This is a genomic window from Streptacidiphilus fuscans (genome assembly GCF_015690355.1).
Taxonomy (GTDB): domain Bacteria; phylum Actinomycetota; class Actinomycetes; order Streptomycetales; family Streptomycetaceae; genus Streptacidiphilus; species Streptacidiphilus fuscans.
Genome location: NZ_JADPRT010000018.1, coordinates 141,243 through 156,834 on the forward strand (window position 1 = coordinate 141,243; position 15,592 = coordinate 156,834).

At 69.4% G+C, this 15,592-nt stretch carries 15 protein-coding genes; 13 read left to right on the forward strand and 2 right to left on the reverse strand.

Annotated elements, in window-relative coordinates; all coding sequences use genetic code 11:
• Positions 1-66: 66 nt before the first annotated feature.
• From I2501_RS32740 to I2501_RS32750, 3 genes are all read left to right on the forward strand, one after another.
• A complete protein-coding gene (locus I2501_RS32740) occupies positions 67-690 on the forward strand; it encodes a ScbR family autoregulator-binding transcription factor (protein WP_196197947.1) in 624 nt (207 codons plus the stop codon).
• Positions 691-1,596, forward strand: coding sequence for an NAD(P)H-binding protein (locus tag I2501_RS32745; RefSeq protein ID WP_196197948.1), 906 nt, complete (start codon positions 691-693; stop codon positions 1,594-1,596). It begins immediately after the preceding gene.
• A gap of 91 nt (positions 1,597-1,687) precedes the next feature.
• Positions 1,688-2,422 (forward strand): SDR family NAD(P)-dependent oxidoreductase, encoded by a 735-nt coding sequence (locus I2501_RS32750; protein ID WP_196198023.1) that lies wholly within the window; start codon positions 1,688-1,690, stop codon positions 2,420-2,422.
• Between the two features lie 4 nt (positions 2,423-2,426).
• Here I2501_RS32750 and I2501_RS32755 read toward each other — a convergent pair whose 3' ends face one another.
• Positions 2,427-3,002, reverse strand: coding sequence for a TetR/AcrR family transcriptional regulator (locus I2501_RS32755; RefSeq protein WP_196197949.1), 576 nt, complete (start codon positions 3,000-3,002; stop codon positions 2,427-2,429).
• A 327-nt stretch (positions 3,003-3,329) separates the two neighbouring features.
• Here I2501_RS32755 and I2501_RS32760 point away from each other — a divergent pair, with 327 nt between their 5' ends.
• The 8 genes from I2501_RS32760 (at position 3,330) to I2501_RS32795 (ending at position 12,488) form a co-directional block, all read left to right on the forward strand.
• Positions 3,330-4,304: a ParB/RepB/Spo0J family partition protein gene (locus I2501_RS32760; RefSeq protein WP_196197950.1), complete on the forward strand. Its 975-nt coding sequence runs from the start codon at positions 3,330-3,332 to the stop codon at positions 4,302-4,304.
• A gap of 237 nt (positions 4,305-4,541) precedes the next feature.
• A complete protein-coding gene (locus I2501_RS32765) occupies positions 4,542-5,576 on the forward strand; it encodes an NAD(P)/FAD-dependent oxidoreductase (RefSeq protein ID WP_196197951.1) in 1,035 nt (344 codons plus the stop codon).
• A complete protein-coding gene (locus tag I2501_RS32770; protein ID WP_196197952.1) occupies positions 5,573-5,872 on the forward strand; it encodes a 2Fe-2S iron-sulfur cluster-binding protein in 300 nt (99 codons plus the stop codon). The genes I2501_RS32765 and I2501_RS32770 overlap by 4 nt, the downstream gene beginning before the upstream one ends.
• A gap of 32 nt (positions 5,873-5,904) precedes the next feature.
• Positions 5,905-6,657: a hypothetical protein gene (locus tag I2501_RS32775; RefSeq protein WP_196197953.1), complete on the forward strand. Its 753-nt coding sequence runs from the start codon at positions 5,905-5,907 to the stop codon at positions 6,655-6,657.
• 65 nt (positions 6,658-6,722) lie between these two features.
• The gene (locus I2501_RS32780; RefSeq protein WP_215910201.1) at positions 6,723-8,159 is read left to right on the forward strand and encodes an ATP-grasp domain-containing protein; all 1,437 of its coding nucleotides are present in this window, start codon (positions 6,723-6,725) and stop codon (positions 8,157-8,159) included.
• A complete protein-coding gene (locus I2501_RS32785; protein ID WP_196197954.1) occupies positions 8,156-9,472 on the forward strand; it encodes an ATP-grasp domain-containing protein in 1,317 nt (438 codons plus the stop codon). The genes I2501_RS32780 and I2501_RS32785 overlap by 4 nt, the downstream gene beginning before the upstream one ends.
• Complete coding sequence (locus tag I2501_RS32790; protein WP_196197955.1) at positions 9,472-10,734, forward strand: ATP-grasp domain-containing protein; 1,263 nt, start codon at positions 9,472-9,474, stop codon at positions 10,732-10,734. The genes I2501_RS32785 and I2501_RS32790 overlap by 1 nt, the downstream gene beginning before the upstream one ends.
• On the forward strand, positions 10,731-12,488 hold the full coding sequence (locus I2501_RS32795) for a DUF885 domain-containing protein (RefSeq protein ID WP_196197956.1): 1,758 nt from the start codon (positions 10,731-10,733) through the stop codon (positions 12,486-12,488). Before I2501_RS32790 ends, I2501_RS32795 begins: the two co-directional genes overlap by 4 nt.
• Here I2501_RS32795 and I2501_RS32800 read toward each other — a convergent pair.
• Positions 12,451-12,909 carry a winged helix-turn-helix transcriptional regulator gene (locus I2501_RS32800; protein ID WP_196197957.1) on the reverse strand — a complete coding sequence of 153 codons (459 nt, stop codon included), beginning with the start codon at positions 12,907-12,909 and terminating at the stop codon, positions 12,451-12,453. The genes I2501_RS32795 and I2501_RS32800 overlap by 38 nt on opposite strands.
• Positions 12,910-13,010: 101 nt before the next feature.
• Here I2501_RS32800 and I2501_RS32805 point away from each other — a divergent pair, with 101 nt between their 5' ends.
• Positions 13,011-14,258 carry an MFS transporter gene (locus I2501_RS32805; protein ID WP_196197958.1) on the forward strand — a complete coding sequence of 416 codons (1,248 nt, stop codon included), beginning with the start codon at positions 13,011-13,013 and terminating at the stop codon, positions 14,256-14,258.
• Between the two features lie 40 nt (positions 14,259-14,298).
• Positions 14,299-15,591, forward strand: coding sequence for an aminotransferase class V-fold PLP-dependent enzyme (locus tag I2501_RS32810; protein ID WP_215910202.1), 1,293 nt, complete (start codon positions 14,299-14,301; stop codon positions 15,589-15,591).
• Position 15,592 lies beyond the last annotated feature (1 nt).

Here is a 15,592-nt window from a genome sequence, read left to right on the forward strand (position 1 = left end):
CAAGAGCAGTGCAGGTGGTAGGCTAAAAGAAAATTTATTTTTTGTCGATGAGCGGAGGGTGACGACGTGCCGGACCTGAAGCAGGAGCGGGCGGTGCAGACCCGCCGGCGGCTGCTGGTGGCAGCCGCCGAACTGTTCGACCAGTTCGGCTACGAGGGGACCAACGTCGCCGACATCGTCAAGCGAGCCGGGCTGACGCTCGGAGCCCTGTACTTCCACTACGGGAACAAGCAGGGCGTGGCCGAGGCGGTGATGAACAGTCAGCCACAGGTCATAGAGCCTCTGTTGGAGTCCGAGGGGCTGCAGCACGTCGTCGACATAACGCTGGTCTGGGCACATCGCCTTCAGGTCGACCCGCTGCTGCGGGCCGGCGTCCGCCTCGCTGTCGAGCAGCGAGGGCACGGCATGAGCGATGCCACCTCGTTCAACGACTGGGCCGCGATCATGACCGAGCACCTGCAGATCGCTCGCGACAACGGCGCTCTGCGGTCCGGAGTGGACCCCGAGGTCGTCGCCCGCTTTCTGGTCGGCGCCTGCACCGGGGTCCAGCTGTACTCCCAACTCGTCAGCGACCGGGCCGATCTGATGGACCGGACCTGCGAGATGTGGCAGGTCCTGCTGCCCGGAATCGTCTCCGAGGAGGCCCGCGCCGACATCGTCATCGATCCCGCACGACGAGGCGGCGAGTAGATGTCGATCGACAGTCGGGCCGTGCTCGGGCGCTCAACGGGACGGGGCGGCCGCCGGATCGTCGTCACCGGCGCTTCGGGCACGGTGGGGCGTCAGGTGGCGGAGCTTCTGGCCGCGGAGCCCTCCTGCCAGGGCGTGTTCCTCACCCGCGACCCGGACAGCGCCGGACTCGGCGGCCGCGTGGCAGGCGCCGACTTCGCGGACGTCGCGCGGCTGACCGAGGTGTTCGCCGATGCGGACGCCGTACTGGTCATCACCAGCAACCCCCTCCGCCCGGACCACGATGCCAACATCGTCGCCGCCGCCTCGGCCGCGGGCGTCGGCCACCTCGTCAAGCTGTCCGCGCTGGCTGTCGCCGATCCCCAGGCCCAGGACCTGATCACCTCCTGGCAGCGTGCGGCCGAGGACCGCATCCGGCGCAGCGGCATCCCGTGGACCATCCTGCGCCCCCGTGCCTTCATGACCAACACCCTGTCCTGGGCGTCCGACATCCGCCGAGAAGCCACCGTGTGGGCGCCGTATCCCGCCTCCCGAAACGCCTGTATCGCGCCGCACGACATCGCCCAGGTCGCCCGTCGTGTCCTCCTTGAGGACGGTCACCACGGACGGATCTACTCACTGACGGGCCCCCAGCCGCTCTCGGCCCGGGACCAGGTGGACCACCTGGGCGCAGTGTTGCAACGCCCGCTCGCCTGCGCCGAACTGACCATCGGGCAGGCCCAGGAGCGGTGGCGCCGCCGGTATCCCGAAGTGATGACGCAGGCCCTGACGGCCAGTGCGGAGCGCCAGCAGGCGGGCGCCAAGGAGAGGACCACTCGCGACGTGGAGGACCTCCTCGGGCGGTCACCCACCTCCTTCTCCTCATGGGCACAGACGAACGCGCATCTCTTCGCAACCACCGCATGAAACCAATGCATAAAACCACTGCCTGAAACGACGTCATGATTGGCGGCCTGCCCCCGTGTCGAACGACCCCCTCCTCCACGGCAAGACAGTCATGATCACAGGCGCGTCGAGCGGCATCGGCGCTGCGGCGGCGCATCTCTTCGCGGCCGAAGGCGCAGCCGTGGTGCTCACCGCGCGCCGCGCGGAGCTCTTGGAGAAGACGTGCGCCGAGATCCACGCGGCCGGCGGACGAGCGATCGCGGCGCCCGGCGACGTCACCCGCGCCCAGGACATGCGCGACGTGGTCGACAAGGCCGTCAACGCGTTCGGAGGGCTCGACGCAGCCTTCAACAATGCTGGATGGACCTCCACCGGCACCGCTTTCCACGAGATCGCCGACGACGAGTACGACCGGATCATCGACGTGAACCAGCGCGGTGTCTGGAACGCGATGCGGGCGCAGATCGCGGCGATGCTGGCGCTCGGCAGTGGGGGAGCCATCGTCAACACGTCCAGTGTCGCCGGCGTGCGCGCCACCGGAGTCGCGGCGCCGTACATCGCGGCCAAGCACGCGGTCATCGGCCTGACCCGAGCCGCCGCCGACGAGTACGGCGCGCGTGGCATCCGGGCCAACGCCCTCGTCGTCGGGAGCACCGGAACGGAGCTGATGCAGGAGACCCTGGCCCGCACGCCCGAGCTCTACGGTCCGTTCACCGAGCGCGCGATCCAACACCGACTCGCTGCGCCTCGGGAGGTTGCGGAGGCCGCCGCCTGGCTCTGTTCGGACCGGTCCTCCTTCATCACGGCGGCGGCGATTCCCGTCGACGGGGGATGGACGGCCCGATAACCAGTCAGCCCTCGGCTTCCATGTGCCCGCCGGGCATGGCCTGGCGCCACGCGGCCGCCAGCTGGCGGAGGGCCGCATGGTGGTCGGCTCCGGCGTGGACGGCCCAGGCTTCCACCCCCATGAGCAGGCAGCGGACGAGGAAGCCGATGGTCTCACTTGAGCACGCTCCGAGGGCAGTTGGGGCGTCGCACGCCCGGTTCGCCAGTCCCGCCACCTGGCCGCACCAGGTGTCTCGCCAGGCGAAGTGCCCCGTCGGGTCGTCCCGGCTCAGTCGGCTGCAGGCGAGAACGGTGGGATCGTCGTCGTTCAGCAGCAGTGACGCGAGACGTAACGTGAGGTCGGCCAGGCGCTGCAGGGGCTCGGCGTCATCTCCCGCCTGAGACGCGACGGCCACCGATGTGCGCTTCACGCCGTCGCGGTACACCTCCTGGATCAGCGCCTGTTTCGTCGGGAAGTGGAAGCTCACGGCGCCCAACGTCACATCCGCACGTGCCGCCACGCGAGCCAGCGTGGTCCCGTGGTACCCGGACTGCACTATCTCGCTGGCCGCAGCCCTCAGGACTCGGTTGCGGGTGCGCATTGCTCGTGTCTGCGTCACTTCATCCTCTTGTCATCCACGGCGGACGGGGCGCGGGGAGCCGGTGCGGATCTTGGCTGATGGTCGTAAGAGGATTTTTGACGCGATGTCGGATCCGTCAAGACCACCTGCCGTTCACGACCCTGTTGCCGGGCGGCCCGCCCCGGGCGGCGTGTGCGGTCGCGGACGTCGTCCCCCCTTGCCTTCCAGGCCCGCACCCTACATCATAAAAAAGCCTATTTTTGTAGCGATGACCTGGTCGAACGCAACCAACGCAGAGTCAATCCGGGGCGGATCCAGCCGACGTCGGTTCACTCTTGGAGGTCAGTGATGAGCACGGAAGCTGCGGGCGCACAGACGACCGCGTGGTCGGAGGGTTCCTTGTCGGATGTCCACGAGATCGCTGTCGACCGGCTGCACCCTGCCGATTCCCCGCGCCGGGCCGGCATCGACGACCGACACGTCCGCCTCCTCGCGGAGTGCGAGACAGCGCTTCCGCCGATCGTCGTCCACGCGGGAACGATGCGGATCATCGACGGGATGCACCGATGGGAGGCCGTCGTCTTGCGGGGCGAGACCCACATCGCCGCACGGTACTTCGAGGGCAGTGAACTGGACGCGTTCGCATGGGCGGTCAAGGCGAACACCACGCACGGCCTCCCGCTCACCGCCGAGGACAGGTCAGCGGCGACCCGGCGACTGCTGTGCTCGCACCCGCAGTGGTCCGACCGGGCGATCGCCGCGGTGGCCGGTGTCTCCGCCAGGACCGTCCGCTCGCTCCGGCAGGACGCCGACGCCGACGTGGTGTCCCGGATGGGCCGGGACGGACGTTCCCGTCCGGTCAGCAGCGCGGAGGGGCGGCTGCGGGCACGCGAGATGATCGAGAAAGACCCGCAGGCATCGCTGCGGACCGTCGCGCGGGCAGCGGGCGTGTCCCCCTCGACCGTCCGCGACGTTCGCGAACGCCTGCGACGAGGAGAGAACGTCGTCCCTAGCGGCCAGCAGCCGAAGGACGACCGGCGGGGGGCACCGTTGGCCGACGGACTGTCAGACCGCGTCCCCGCGAGCGCCTGGGACCCGACGCGGGACCCGTCACTTCGCTTCAGCGAGCAAGGCCGCCAACTGCTCCGCCTGCTCATGATGCACCGGTTCCCGGTGCAGCGCCGAGAGGAGCTCCTGGCCAGCGTTCCGCCGCACGCGACGACAGCGGTCTCGGCGGCGGCCCGGGAGTGCGCACGCGCCTGGGACGCCTTCGCCGACCTGCTCGCGGCGCGCACGGAAGAGCCCGCGCACAGCCGCGGATGACTGACGCTGCGCGTGTCCAACCGCGCACGAACCGCACTCGTACAGGGACGGCCTTCGGCCCCCTGTGAAACGCCACGGTCTCTGCAATTTCCCATGGGCAGAAAGCCGTGGGGGATCTGCTGTCCATCTCTTGCCTTGACGATTCGATTGCCCGCATGAAGGATGAAAACCGACCCGATGAGATCGGCCCCCGATCGAAGTGACCCGGAATTCATCGTGAATTGACTGGAGCTCAGGATGGATCACGTGGGCGACCAAGTGGAAACGGCCTTGCCCGACAGCGATAAACGCGTCGACGTCGACGTCGCCGTCGTCGGAGCAGGTCCGGCGGGACTGTACGCCGCCTACTGTGCGGGATTCCGCGGACTTTCCTGTGCCGTCGTCGACTCACTGCCGCATCCGGGCGGGCAGATATCCGCCCTGTACCCGGAGAAGAACATCTACGACGTGGCCGGCCACGCGGTGGTGCGCGGACGGGAACTCGTCGACAACCTCGTCCGCCAGGTCGCTCCCTTCGAACCGCACTACCTGCTCGGCACGACGGCAACCTCTTTGACGCCTAGTCAGGAGGCGGGCTGGACGATCGAACTCGACGGCGGCGGGCGGATCCACGCCCAGGCGGTCGTGATCGCGGCCGGACTGGGCCGCTCGACGCCCCGCACGCTGGACTGCCTGCGCCCCTACGAGGGGAGAGGCGTGGCCTACCACGTGCCGCGTCTGGAGGAGCACCGCGGGCGCGACGTGGTGATCGTGGGCGGCGGCGACAGCGCGGTCGACTGGGCCCTCGCCTTGGCGCCGCTGGCCCGGTGCGTCACTGTCGTGCACCGGCGCTCGGAATTCCGCGCCCATCCGCACAGCGTCAAGCAGATGTACGCGGCCGATATCCGCGTCTTGACGGATGCGCGCGTGACGGAATGCAATGGTGCAGGGCGTCTCGAAGACATACGCATTCGAGCCGGCGACGAAGAAATGAAGCTGCCCGCGCAGGCACTGGTCGCAGCTCTCGGGTTCATCACCAACCTGGGACCGATCGGCGGTTGGGGGCTCACGGTGGAAAACCATCGCATTGTTGTCGACAGGGCGATGCGGACGAACCTTCCGCGCGTGTACGCCGTCGGCGACATATGTCATTACGAGGGTCGAGTCCCGCTCATCTCAGTCGGTTTCGGGGACGCGGCGACTGCGGCGAACCATGCGGCGGTCGACCTGCGTCCCGGATCCCGGCTCGCACCGGAACACTCCACCGACCGCGACACCGCGCTGCTGCCATGACCCTGAAGAAACTGACCGTCCTTCCCTCCGGAACGGAGATCCTGCTCCCTGCCGGATCCCCCCTCACGGAAGTCGAGTACGAATCCCCGGACCGGCTCATCCCCTTCGGATGCCGCTCCGGTTCGTGCGGCGCGTGCGTCATCGAGGTGGTGCAGGGGTTCGGCTGCCTCGGCGAACCCGACCTCGACGAGCTCGACTTCCTGGAAGACCTCGGCCGCACCGGCGGTAGCCATCGACTGGCCTGCCAGTGCCGCTTGCAGGGCGACGCGACCATCTGCGTCGCCGACGACATCTGATCCACCCGAGTGTCCACACGAAAGGTGACATCATGCAGAACCGCGTCCACCACGTCGGCTACGGGGACCGCACCCCGTTCCTGAACGCAGCCGCCTCGGCGAAGCTGCGTGCCGAGATCGACCAGCAGCTCGACCAGCAGGTCCTCGAGTGGTACGCCAACGTCCCCGAGGCCGCGCACCTGGAGGGCAAGAACGTCGACTCCGCGTACTACAAGCGAAACCTGATCGAGACCGCCTGGCGCATCCGGATGCTACGGGTGTCCGAGGCGAAGGCGCTGGTGGAGATCGCCAAGCGCAGCCCGGAGGCCGCCCAGGTCTGGGCCAACTACGAACAGGAGGAGATGCTCCACGACGAACTGTTCATCAGCGACCTTGCGCGGGTGGGGGTGTCGCGCGAGCAGTTCCTGGGCACCGAGCCCTACCTGTCGACCAAGCTGCTGACCGGCTACTTCTCCTACCTGCTGGACCACGAGGGGCCGCTCGGCGTGGTGGCCTACTCCTACCTGGTCGAGTACGTGAACGTGAAGCTGGAGCCGAGGAAGCTGGAGGCGCTGAAGGGTTCGGTCGGCGAGGACAACATCGGCGGCCAGATCAACCACTCGCACACCGACATCAACGACGACCACCCCGGTGAGGTGTGGGCGGCGGTGCGGCACCTGCTCCGAAGCGACGAGGACGTCGTCGCGTTCAAGCGCTACCTCGGCGAGCACCAGTCGCTGCTGGCGCGGTACTTCGAGGAGCTCTACCTGGACACCATCGCCACGGCCGAGAAGCAGTCGGCCTGATTCCCGCCCTCGGTGGGGGCGCGGCGCGATCGGGCCGCGCCCCCACCCCCCGGTGAGGAGGCCGGATGAGCACGGAAAACGCCAACGGAGTGCTACTGCTCAGCCATGTCGGGTTCTCGTTCATGGAAGACCTTGTCGCCACGGTCAGGAAGCGGGGGCTGAGGGTCTACGTGCTCAGCTCGCTGCCGGAGGAACAGCACCAGCAGGACAGGCCGCAGCAGTTGGCGGATCTGGCCGACGACCTTCGGGTGACCGACCGTCACGTACTGACCCCCAGGGATGTCGAGGAGTACCTCGACGCACTGTCGGACACGGGCATCCGGGTGCGGTGCTGCCTCACGGTCTGGGAGGGCTACCGGCACCTGATGGCGCTGGCCAACGCCCGCCTCGGGGTCCCGGACCTGGCGGAGAAGCAGGTTCTGGATCTGCGCGACAAGCTGACGCTACGGAACCTCATCGCCGACGCCGGCCTCAGCCGCGGCCGAGCATGCGCACTCAACCCCGAGACGCTCGCCGAACGCCAGCGCGAGGGCGGCCGATACTTCGTGAAGCCGGTGAGCGGCATCGCCTCCTTCGGCGCCTTTCCGCTGACCGCCGCCACGACCTGGGACGACCTGGAGCGCATGGCCGCCGAGGCCCGCGCCGACACCGTCTACGCGAGCGTCTTCGCCGCCGACCCGCAGCCGACCGATCCCGTGCAGCCAAGCCCAAGCCCAAGCCCAAGCCCCGGCCCAGCCACGAGCGCGGGTCCGAGCGAGGGTCACAGCGAAGGCCTCGGGATGGAGTTCCTCGTCGAGGACTACGTGCCGGGGCGGGAGTTCAGCTTCGAGGTCATCGTCGTGGACGGTGCCCCGCATGTGGTGGCCGTGCACGAGAAGTGCGAGGTGACGGAGACCGAAGGCACCGTCCTCGAGAACGCGTGCGTCAGCCCGCCGGTGAGCCTGTCGCAGGAGCAGACCGGCGCCGGGATCGCCTGGGTGGCGGGCGTGCTGAGCAACCTCGGCCTCGACTGGGGCTGCTTCCACATCGAGGCGCGGTACGCCCCGGCCGGGTGGGACCTGATCGAGGTCAATCCACGCGTCGGCGGCAGTCTGATATCGCCGAGCGTGGCGGCGCTGACCGGCGGTCCCAGCCTGCTCGACCTCTGGCTGGGCTCACTGCTCGCCGCTGACCTGCCGGCCGGATTCCTCAAGGCGCTGAGGGACGTGTCGTTCAGGCCTGACGGCGTCACCCCGAGCGGCGACGCGACGTTCTTCCGGGTCTTCTTCGCCGACCCCGGAAAGATCCTTCAGGTGGGGTTGAACGACGACCTCCCGCTCCGACCCGCCGTGTCGCACGTGCTGCTCAAGCCCGGCGACGTGGTGGAGTCCTCCTCGCGAGAGGTCTTCCTCGGTCAGGTGCTGTGGCGCATGCCCTGCGCCGAACGGGACGCCGTCCTTCCCGAGCTGCTGCCCGCTTCCGAGCGCGCGATCGAGATCACGTATGAGACGGAGCGCGGATGACCAGGCCAATTCTCCTCATCGTCGACTACAACCTGAGCCGGATCGACGAGGTCCGCGACCTCGGTGACTACGCCCGCGAACGCCACGGGGCAACGGTGGTTCTGGTCCGCTCCGAACCCACCGAGGCGGACCGCTACCTCGCTGACGAGGTGATCGACCTCGATCCGCTGCGTGACGACTTCAGCGAGATCGGGGCGAAGCTCCTCGACGACCGGCGCGAGCGGATCAAGGCGGGCATCGTCTTCTCCGACAACGCCGTGCGCAGCGGGGCGGAGCTCCTGGAGCGGCTCGGCGTCCCGGTGGACTGCTCGCATCTGGCTGAGGGGGCGTTCTCCAAATACCGCTACCGGCTGGGTGAGGCGCGCGTGGCCGAGCTGCTGGCCGCGCAGCGGGTCATGGTGCCGGCGTTCGCTGAGATCGCCTCGCTCGACCAGCTCCGGGACTTCGCGCGGGCGCATCCCGAGGGCTTCGTGGTCAAGCCTGCGGCTGAGGGCAACAACAGGGGCGTCGTCGTGGTGCGCCCTGGCGACGACCTGACGGCGGCCTTCGGTGAGGTACTTCCGTATCTGGAGGGCGGCGTCGTCTGCGAGGAGTTCATCCCGTACCGGCGCGAGTTCTCCTTCGACGGGCTCGGCTCGCTGACGTTCCTGACCGAGAAGATGAGCGCGCCTGGCCGGTACCCGGTCGAGATCGCGCAGGTGCTCCCGGCGGTGGTGACCGACCAGGAGCGCGCGACGCTGGAGCGGACGGGCCGTCAGGCGAACTGGCTGGTCGGCCAGTGCGACGGTCCGTTCCACAACGAGATCAAGCTGAGCGACGACGGGCGGTATGCCGCCGTCGTCGAGCCCAACCGCAGGCCGGGCGGGATGAAGATCTGGTCGCTGGCCCGATGGGTTTACGGCGTCGACCTCCACCGCCGTTGGGTCGACGCGGCGTTCGGCACGGCAACCGAGACGCCGTCTCTGGTGCCCGGCCGCTCGGCGGCCACGGTGCTGCTCGGCGTCGGCAGCGACCGCTGGTTCGGCCCGGACGACCTCCCGGTCGGCGCTGACCCGTTCACGGACGCCGTCCAGGCCACCGGGGAGCGGCTCGGACTGGTCGACGGAGAGCTGACCGTGACGGAGTTCTCCTGGTTGTCCCGCGAGCGCAGACACCTGCACGCCGTCGCCCGCGACAACGCTGACTTCGCGGCACAGGGCTGCGTCGTGCTGCACGGCGGCAGCGCCGACATCCGCTCCGTGGTCCACATGCTCCGTGAAGCGTGGGTCGACGCCCTGGACGGCGTTCTCGCCACTCCCGTCGAGAGGTCCTGATGAAGATTCTCGTCCTGCACCGGGTGCCGTACTTCAAGATCGAATACCACCGGGGGATCTCCCACGACCGGCACGAGGTCACTTACTACGGAACCGACCAGGCGCTGGCCACGCTCCCACCCGATCTGCGCTGCGAGCGGGTGAGCCGTGCCGGCTCCCGCTCCGCGTTCGACGAGGCCCGGGACTGGCTGGCCGACGCGCCCCGTGACTTCGACCGGATCATCTCGGTCTCGGAGTACGAACTGCTCGACGCCGCCCGGCTGCGCAAGTATCTCGGCGTCCCGGGCGCCCCGGTGGAGCAGGTGCTGCTGGCCCGCGACAAGGTCCTGATGAAGCAGGCCGTCGACGACGCCGGTCTTCGCGTGCCGCGCTTCCTGCCCCTGCGGCGCTTTCTCGGGCAGAACGGCCACGCACCCTGGACGGGCCGAACCGTCCTCAAGCCCCATCGCGGCGCCTCCAGCGAGGACGTGCTCGTGTTCGACACACCGGCGCGCGTCGCCACGGCGGTCACGAACGGCCGCACCGGTGTCGCCCGGCTCGACGCCGGCAGCGGGGTCGACGACTTCGAAGTGGAGGAGTTCCTCTCCGGGCCGATCCGGCACTTCGACGGCTTGGTCCAGGGCGGCCAGGTCCTGGTGCTCAGCGCGAGCGAGTACGTGGGCACCTGCCTGGAGTACGCGCAGGGCCGCCCGATGGGATCGTTCCAGGTCGGCGTGTCCGACCCGACCCGCGCCTGGGTGTCACGGGCCTTGGACGCGGTGGGAATCGAGGACGGCAGCTTCCATCTCGAAGGGATCGTCCACGACGACGAGTTGGTCTTCCTTGAGGTCGGCAACCGGGTCGGCGGCGCCGACGTCGTGTCGACCGTGGAGCTCGCGACCGGCGTCCACCTGCCGTCGTACGAACTGCGCACCCTGCTCGGCGAGCCCATCGCCGGGACGCTGCCCGAACCACCCGCCGACCGGCGCTGGTACGGCTGGTTCGTCCACCCCGGCCACCATCTGACCGGACGGGACTACCGAGGGCTCGACGGAGCCGAGGCGTTCCGGGCCAGCCCGCGCGTGGTCACCTGGAACGAACTGCCGTCCGGTGCGCCGCTGCCCGACCACATCACCTACCAGGCCGGAGAGACGGTCCTCGCCGGGGTTGTCGCGGGCGAGACCCCCGAGGACACCCGCGACTGGATCCGGGACCTGTTCCACTCGCTGTCGGTCCGCGCACGTCCGAGCGTCCCCGCCGCACCGGAACAGGTCCCCGCGTGACCGGCCTCAACGCTCTCGCCGACCGGTACATGGACCAGTTGGCCGCACTGGACCCCTGCCTGGCCTCGTCGATGGGCATGACCGGGCAGGAGGAGCGGCTCACCGACTTCGGCCCGAGCGCCGCGCACGCGCGGGCGGAGCTGGCCCGTCGCACCCTGACCGCGCTCGACGGCACGCCGGTGGCGGGGAGAAGAGAGCGCATCGCGGCGGCGGTGCTGCGGGAACGGCTCTCCACGGAGATCGCGCTCTCCGGCGCGGGCGCCTACGACCCGTTGCTGGACACACTGGACGGCCCGATCCAACGGATCCGTCAGTCGATCGGGCTGCTGGATCGAGGCGTCGACACCCGCTGGGACGCGCTGCTCGCGCGCCTGCGGGCCGTCCCCGCGACGCTGGCGGGCCTGCGCGAGAGCCTGGAGGCCGCGCGGCGCGGCGGCCGGATCGCGCCGCTGCGCCAGGTCGTCCGCAACGCCCGCGACTGCCGGGACATGCGGCGGTACCTGCGGGGTCTGTCGGCCGGTGTCGGCGGCGGAGTCAGCGCCGGTGCCGACGCTGTGCCAAGGGCCGCGCTGGACACGGCAGTTGCTGAGGCGAACGAGGCGTTGACCCGCTTCACGGCCTACCTGACCGAAGAACTCGCCACGGAAGCACCGCAGCTGGACGCCCTCGGGCCGGATCGCTACCACCTCGGCGTGCGCGAGTTCCTGGGCACCCGGCTCGACCTGGACGACACCTACGCCTGGGGTTGGGACGAACTGGCCAGGGTCCAGCGGGAGATGGTCCGCACGGCCGCGCGGATCGCCCCTGGAGAACCGGTCCCGGCGGTGCTGGCGCGGCTCGACCGCGACCCTCGCTACCAGATCACGGGCACGGAGGCGTTCCGCGACTGGCTTCAGGAGCTCGCCGACCGCGCCATCGCCGATCTCGACCGAACGCATTTCGCGATCCCCGAGCCGCTGCGTCGGATCGACTGCCGGATCGCTCTCACCAGCGGACCGGCCACCTATCTGCCGCCCAGCGAGGACCTGTCACGGCCAGGGACGGTCGAGTGGCCGTTGAGAGATCCGGGCGCGCCGATCCCCACCTGGTCGGCGCCGAGCACGTTGTTCCACGAAGGCGTCCCTGGCCACCATCTGCAGCTGGGCATGACCACCTTGAACACGGCCGCCTTCAACCGCTTCCAGCGCCTCTCCTCCGAGTTGCATCCGGGGCACTGCGAGGGCTGGGGCCTGTACGCCGAGCGACTGATGGACGAGCTGGGCCATCTGACCGACCCCGCGCATCGGCTGGGAATGCTGGCGACCGGTCAGCTGCTGCGCGCCGCACGGGTGGTGCTGGACATCGGGTTGCACCTGCGCCTACGGATCCCCGCAGGCGCCGGTTTCGCCGAGGGGGAGCGGTGGACACCTCGGCTGGGACGTGCGTTCCTCTCCGACTACTGCGGGCTGGGCCCGACCGGGTTCGTCGAGTTCGAGATCGACCGCTACCTCGGGCGCCCCGGCCAGGCCCTCGCCTACAAGCTCGGCGAGCGGGTCTGGCTGGAGGCGCGGGAGGCGGCACGGCGGCGCGAGCGTTCCGCGTTCGACCTGAAGCGGTTCCATCAGCACGCGCTCGGCCTCGGCCCGATGGGCCTGGACCTGCTGCGGACGGAACTGGCCGGGCGGGCGGAGGACATGCCCGAAGGCCAGGAATCCGCAGACCACGAACTCAGCGGTGCTACCGGGTCTTCTGCACGCGGGTGTTGTCCGCGGTGAGCGGAACGCCCTCGGCGCTGGTCGGCGTGCACGGCAGGACTTGGTCGCCGTGCTCGTCCACGAGCAGGGAGTGAGCCTCGCCGGGCGCGAAGGCGTGCCGTTCCCCCCACTGCCGCAGGGTGAGGACGACCGGGAAGAGATCGCGGCCGGCCTCGGTGAGCACGTACTCCTTGCGACGGCCCGAGGTCGCGACCTCCTGAGCGAGCACCCCGTACGCGGTGAGCTTGCGCAGGCGGTCGGTGAGGATGTTCCGCGCGATGCCGGTGCGTCGCTGGAACTCGGTGAAGGACCGCGCGCCGTCCATCGCGTCACGGATCACCAGCAGGCTCCAGCGGTCGCCGACGAGGTCGACCGTGCGGGCGACGGGGCAGTCGGGGTCGGTCCACTCGGGGCCGGTGGCGCGCAGTGCGGTGGTTGGCATGACACCTCCGATGGGTTGCGGATCTCCCGATGAGTTGCGAATCAAAACCATCATGCCGTAGCGTCGAATCAGTTGCAATTCGCTACTCATTGAGGAGTACGATGAACGCCTGGCGGCGATTGCTGCTCGCGACGGTCTGTGCCGTGGCGGTGGCGAGTATCTACGCGGCGCAGCCGGTCCTCGCGCCGATGGGACACGATCTCGGGGTGCCGGCGGGGCTCACCGGGTGGATCGTCGCGATCGGCCAATGCGGGTACCTGATCGGACTGGTGCTCCTGGTCCCGCTGGGCGACATGCTCGACCGGCGGCGACTCATCACGGCCCACCTGACGATCACCGCGCTCGGCATGATCCTCGCGGCCACCGCGCCGACCGCATGGGTGGCGTTCGTCGGCCTCGCCCTGGCCGGGATGTTCGCGGTCGTGGTGCAGACCACCGTGGCCTACGCCGCCTCGGTCTCCCCGCCGGCCGAACGCGGACGGAACATCGGCGTCGTCACTTCCGGCGTGGTGGTGGGCATCCTCGGCGCGCGAGTCGTCACCGGCGCGGTCGCCCAGGCGTGGGGGTGGCGCAGTTTCTACCTCCTGCTCGCGCTGCTGTCGCTCGCCCTCGCGGCACTCGTCCTGGCGGTGCTGCCCTCGGAGGAGCGCTCCGACCGTCCCGCGAGCTACCGGCAGGCCATCGCCGCACTGGGCGGCCTGTTCCGCAGGCGGGCCTTCCTGACACGCGGGTTCATCGCCTTCTTCCTGTTCGCCTCGTTCGGAACCCTCTGGAGCGGGCTGTCCCTGCCGTTGGCGGGCTCGCCCTGGCACCTGAACGAGACCCAGATCGGTCTGTTCGGCCTCGCCGGCCTCGCCGGGGCCCTCGGCGCGGCACGCGCGGGACGGTGGGCGGACGCGGGCCGGGCAAGGCTGTTCACCGGCCTTGCCCTGATCCTGCTCATCCTCTCGTGGGCGGCGACCGCGCAGCTGACCTGGTCGCTGTGGATCCTCGTTCTCGGGATCGTCCTGCTCGACTTCGCCGTCCAGGTCGTCCATGTGAGCAACCAACACCTGCTCACCACCGCTTTCCCCGACCGCATCAGCGGACTCATCGGCAGCTACATGGTCTTCTACTCACTCGGCTCCGCCCTCGGCGCGGCCGCCACGACGGCCGTGTCCACCGCTCACGGCTGGACGGGCTCCTGCCTCCTCGGAGCCGTCCTCGCGGCCTGCGCGCTGGCCGTCTGGGCCGTTGACGCGCGCGTCCCGAGTCACGGCGAACCGCCGTCCCACGGCGAGCCACCGTCCCACGGCGACACCGGTCGGGCGACGGTCCGACCGGCGGAATCGCCGTCAGAGGTCCACTGAACGCCCACCCTTGACACGCCGACTTCACGGAGGACTCCTCATGTCTCTCTCACAGCCAGCGACCCTGTCCCACGTCGCATCCGACACGGCGCTCGCCGTCGACGGCGGAGCGTTCGATCCGGGGGACTGGGAATCCGTCCGCGCCCAGTTCCTGCTGTCGCCGGAGCTGGTGCACCTCTCGAACTTCTATCTCGCTTCCAACCCCACTCCCGTGCGTGACGCCATCACCCGCTACCGGAGGGCGTTCGACGAGGATCCGCACGGCTTTCTCGACGACAACATGTTCGGGCGCGACGAGGACATGCTGTGGCGTGAGGTGTGCGCCGCCGCCGCGAACTACGTCGGAGGGCAGCCGAACGAGATCTCCCTGACCAGCAGCACCACCATGGGCCTCGCGTTGATCTACAACGGCCTGAGCCTGAAGCCGGGTCAGGAGATCCTCACCACCACGCACGAGTTCTACCCGCACTACGAGTCGATCCGCCTGGCTGCCGAGAAGTCGGGCGCGAGCATGCGTCAGATCCCGCTCTACGAGTCGTCGTTGAACTTCTCCGCAGACGAGGCCATCGCCCGGATGTGCGCGGCAGTGCGCCCGAACACCCGGGTCTTCGGTGTCGCCTGGGTCCACTCCAACACCGGAGTCAGGCTGCCGCTCGCCGATTTCGCAGCCGCACTGGCCGACCTGAACAAGAACCGCGACGAGGACGACCGCGTCCTGCTGGTGGTGGACGGGGTCCACGGGTTCGGTGTCGCGGACGAAGACGTCGCACGGATGGGCTGCGACTTCTTCTCGGCGGGCACGCACAAGTGGATCCTCGGACCGCGCGGGACCGGCATCGTCTGGGCGGAGCCCCGGAACTGGGCACTCGTGCGGCCGACCATCCCCAGCCTGATGACCCGGGAGACCGCCGACGCATGGCGACAGGACCGGCTGCCGGTCGGCCCGACCGAAGCGGCGTGGGTCAGCCCGGGCGGGTTCTTCTCGTACGAGCACCAGTGGGCCGCCGCCGAGGCGTTCCGCTTCCACCAGCAGATCGGACGCAAGCGCGTCCACGACCGGATCGCCGAGCTGAACAGCCAGATCAAGGTGGGCCTGGCCGGGATGAAGCACGTCACCCTGCACACGCCGCTCGACCCCGACATCTCCGCGGGCATCGTCACCTTCGACGTGGACGGCCACAGCCCCCGGGACGTGGCGCAGACCCTGCGTCACAACCGGGTCATCGCCAATGCCACCCCCTACGGCGTCCCGCACGTGCGCCTGTCCGCCGGCATCGTCAACTTCCCGGCGGAGATCGACCTGGCGCTGGAGGTCATTCGTTCGCTGGCGTGAA

What these genes read in the sequence shown, in the direction of transcription:
- I2501_RS32750 (WP_196198023.1), top strand. Translation starts at nt 1,688, where the DNA reads ATGATCACAGGCGCGTCGAGCGGCATCGGCGCTGCGGCGGCGCATCTC.
- I2501_RS32780 (WP_215910201.1), top strand. Translation starts at nt 6,723, where the DNA reads ATGAGCACGGAAAACGCCAACGGAGTGCTACTGCTCAGCCATGTCGGG.
- I2501_RS32755 (WP_196197949.1), bottom strand. Translation starts at nt 3,002, where the DNA reads ATGCGCACCCGCAACCGAGTCCTGAGGGCTGCGGCCAGCGAGATAGTG.
- I2501_RS32805 (WP_196197958.1), top strand. Translation starts at nt 13,011, where the DNA reads ATGAACGCCTGGCGGCGATTGCTGCTCGCGACGGTCTGTGCCGTGGCG.
- I2501_RS32775 (WP_196197953.1), top strand. Translation starts at nt 5,905, where the DNA reads ATGCAGAACCGCGTCCACCACGTCGGCTACGGGGACCGCACCCCGTTC.
- I2501_RS32745 (WP_196197948.1), top strand. Translation starts at nt 691, where the DNA reads ATGTCGATCGACAGTCGGGCCGTGCTCGGGCGCTCAACGGGACGGGGC.
- I2501_RS32770 (WP_196197952.1), top strand. Translation starts at nt 5,573, where the DNA reads ATGACCCTGAAGAAACTGACCGTCCTTCCCTCCGGAACGGAGATCCTG.
- I2501_RS32800 (WP_196197957.1), bottom strand. Translation starts at nt 12,909, where the DNA reads ATGCCAACCACCGCACTGCGCGCCACCGGCCCCGAGTGGACCGACCCC.
- I2501_RS32760 (WP_196197950.1), top strand. Translation starts at nt 3,330, where the DNA reads ATGAGCACGGAAGCTGCGGGCGCACAGACGACCGCGTGGTCGGAGGGT.
- I2501_RS32790 (WP_196197955.1), top strand. Translation starts at nt 9,472, where the DNA reads ATGAAGATTCTCGTCCTGCACCGGGTGCCGTACTTCAAGATCGAATAC.
- I2501_RS32785 (WP_196197954.1), top strand. Translation starts at nt 8,156, where the DNA reads ATGACCAGGCCAATTCTCCTCATCGTCGACTACAACCTGAGCCGGATC.
- I2501_RS32810 (WP_215910202.1), top strand. Translation starts at nt 14,299, where the DNA reads ATGTCTCTCTCACAGCCAGCGACCCTGTCCCACGTCGCATCCGACACG.
- I2501_RS32765 (WP_196197951.1), top strand. Translation starts at nt 4,542, where the DNA reads ATGGATCACGTGGGCGACCAAGTGGAAACGGCCTTGCCCGACAGCGAT.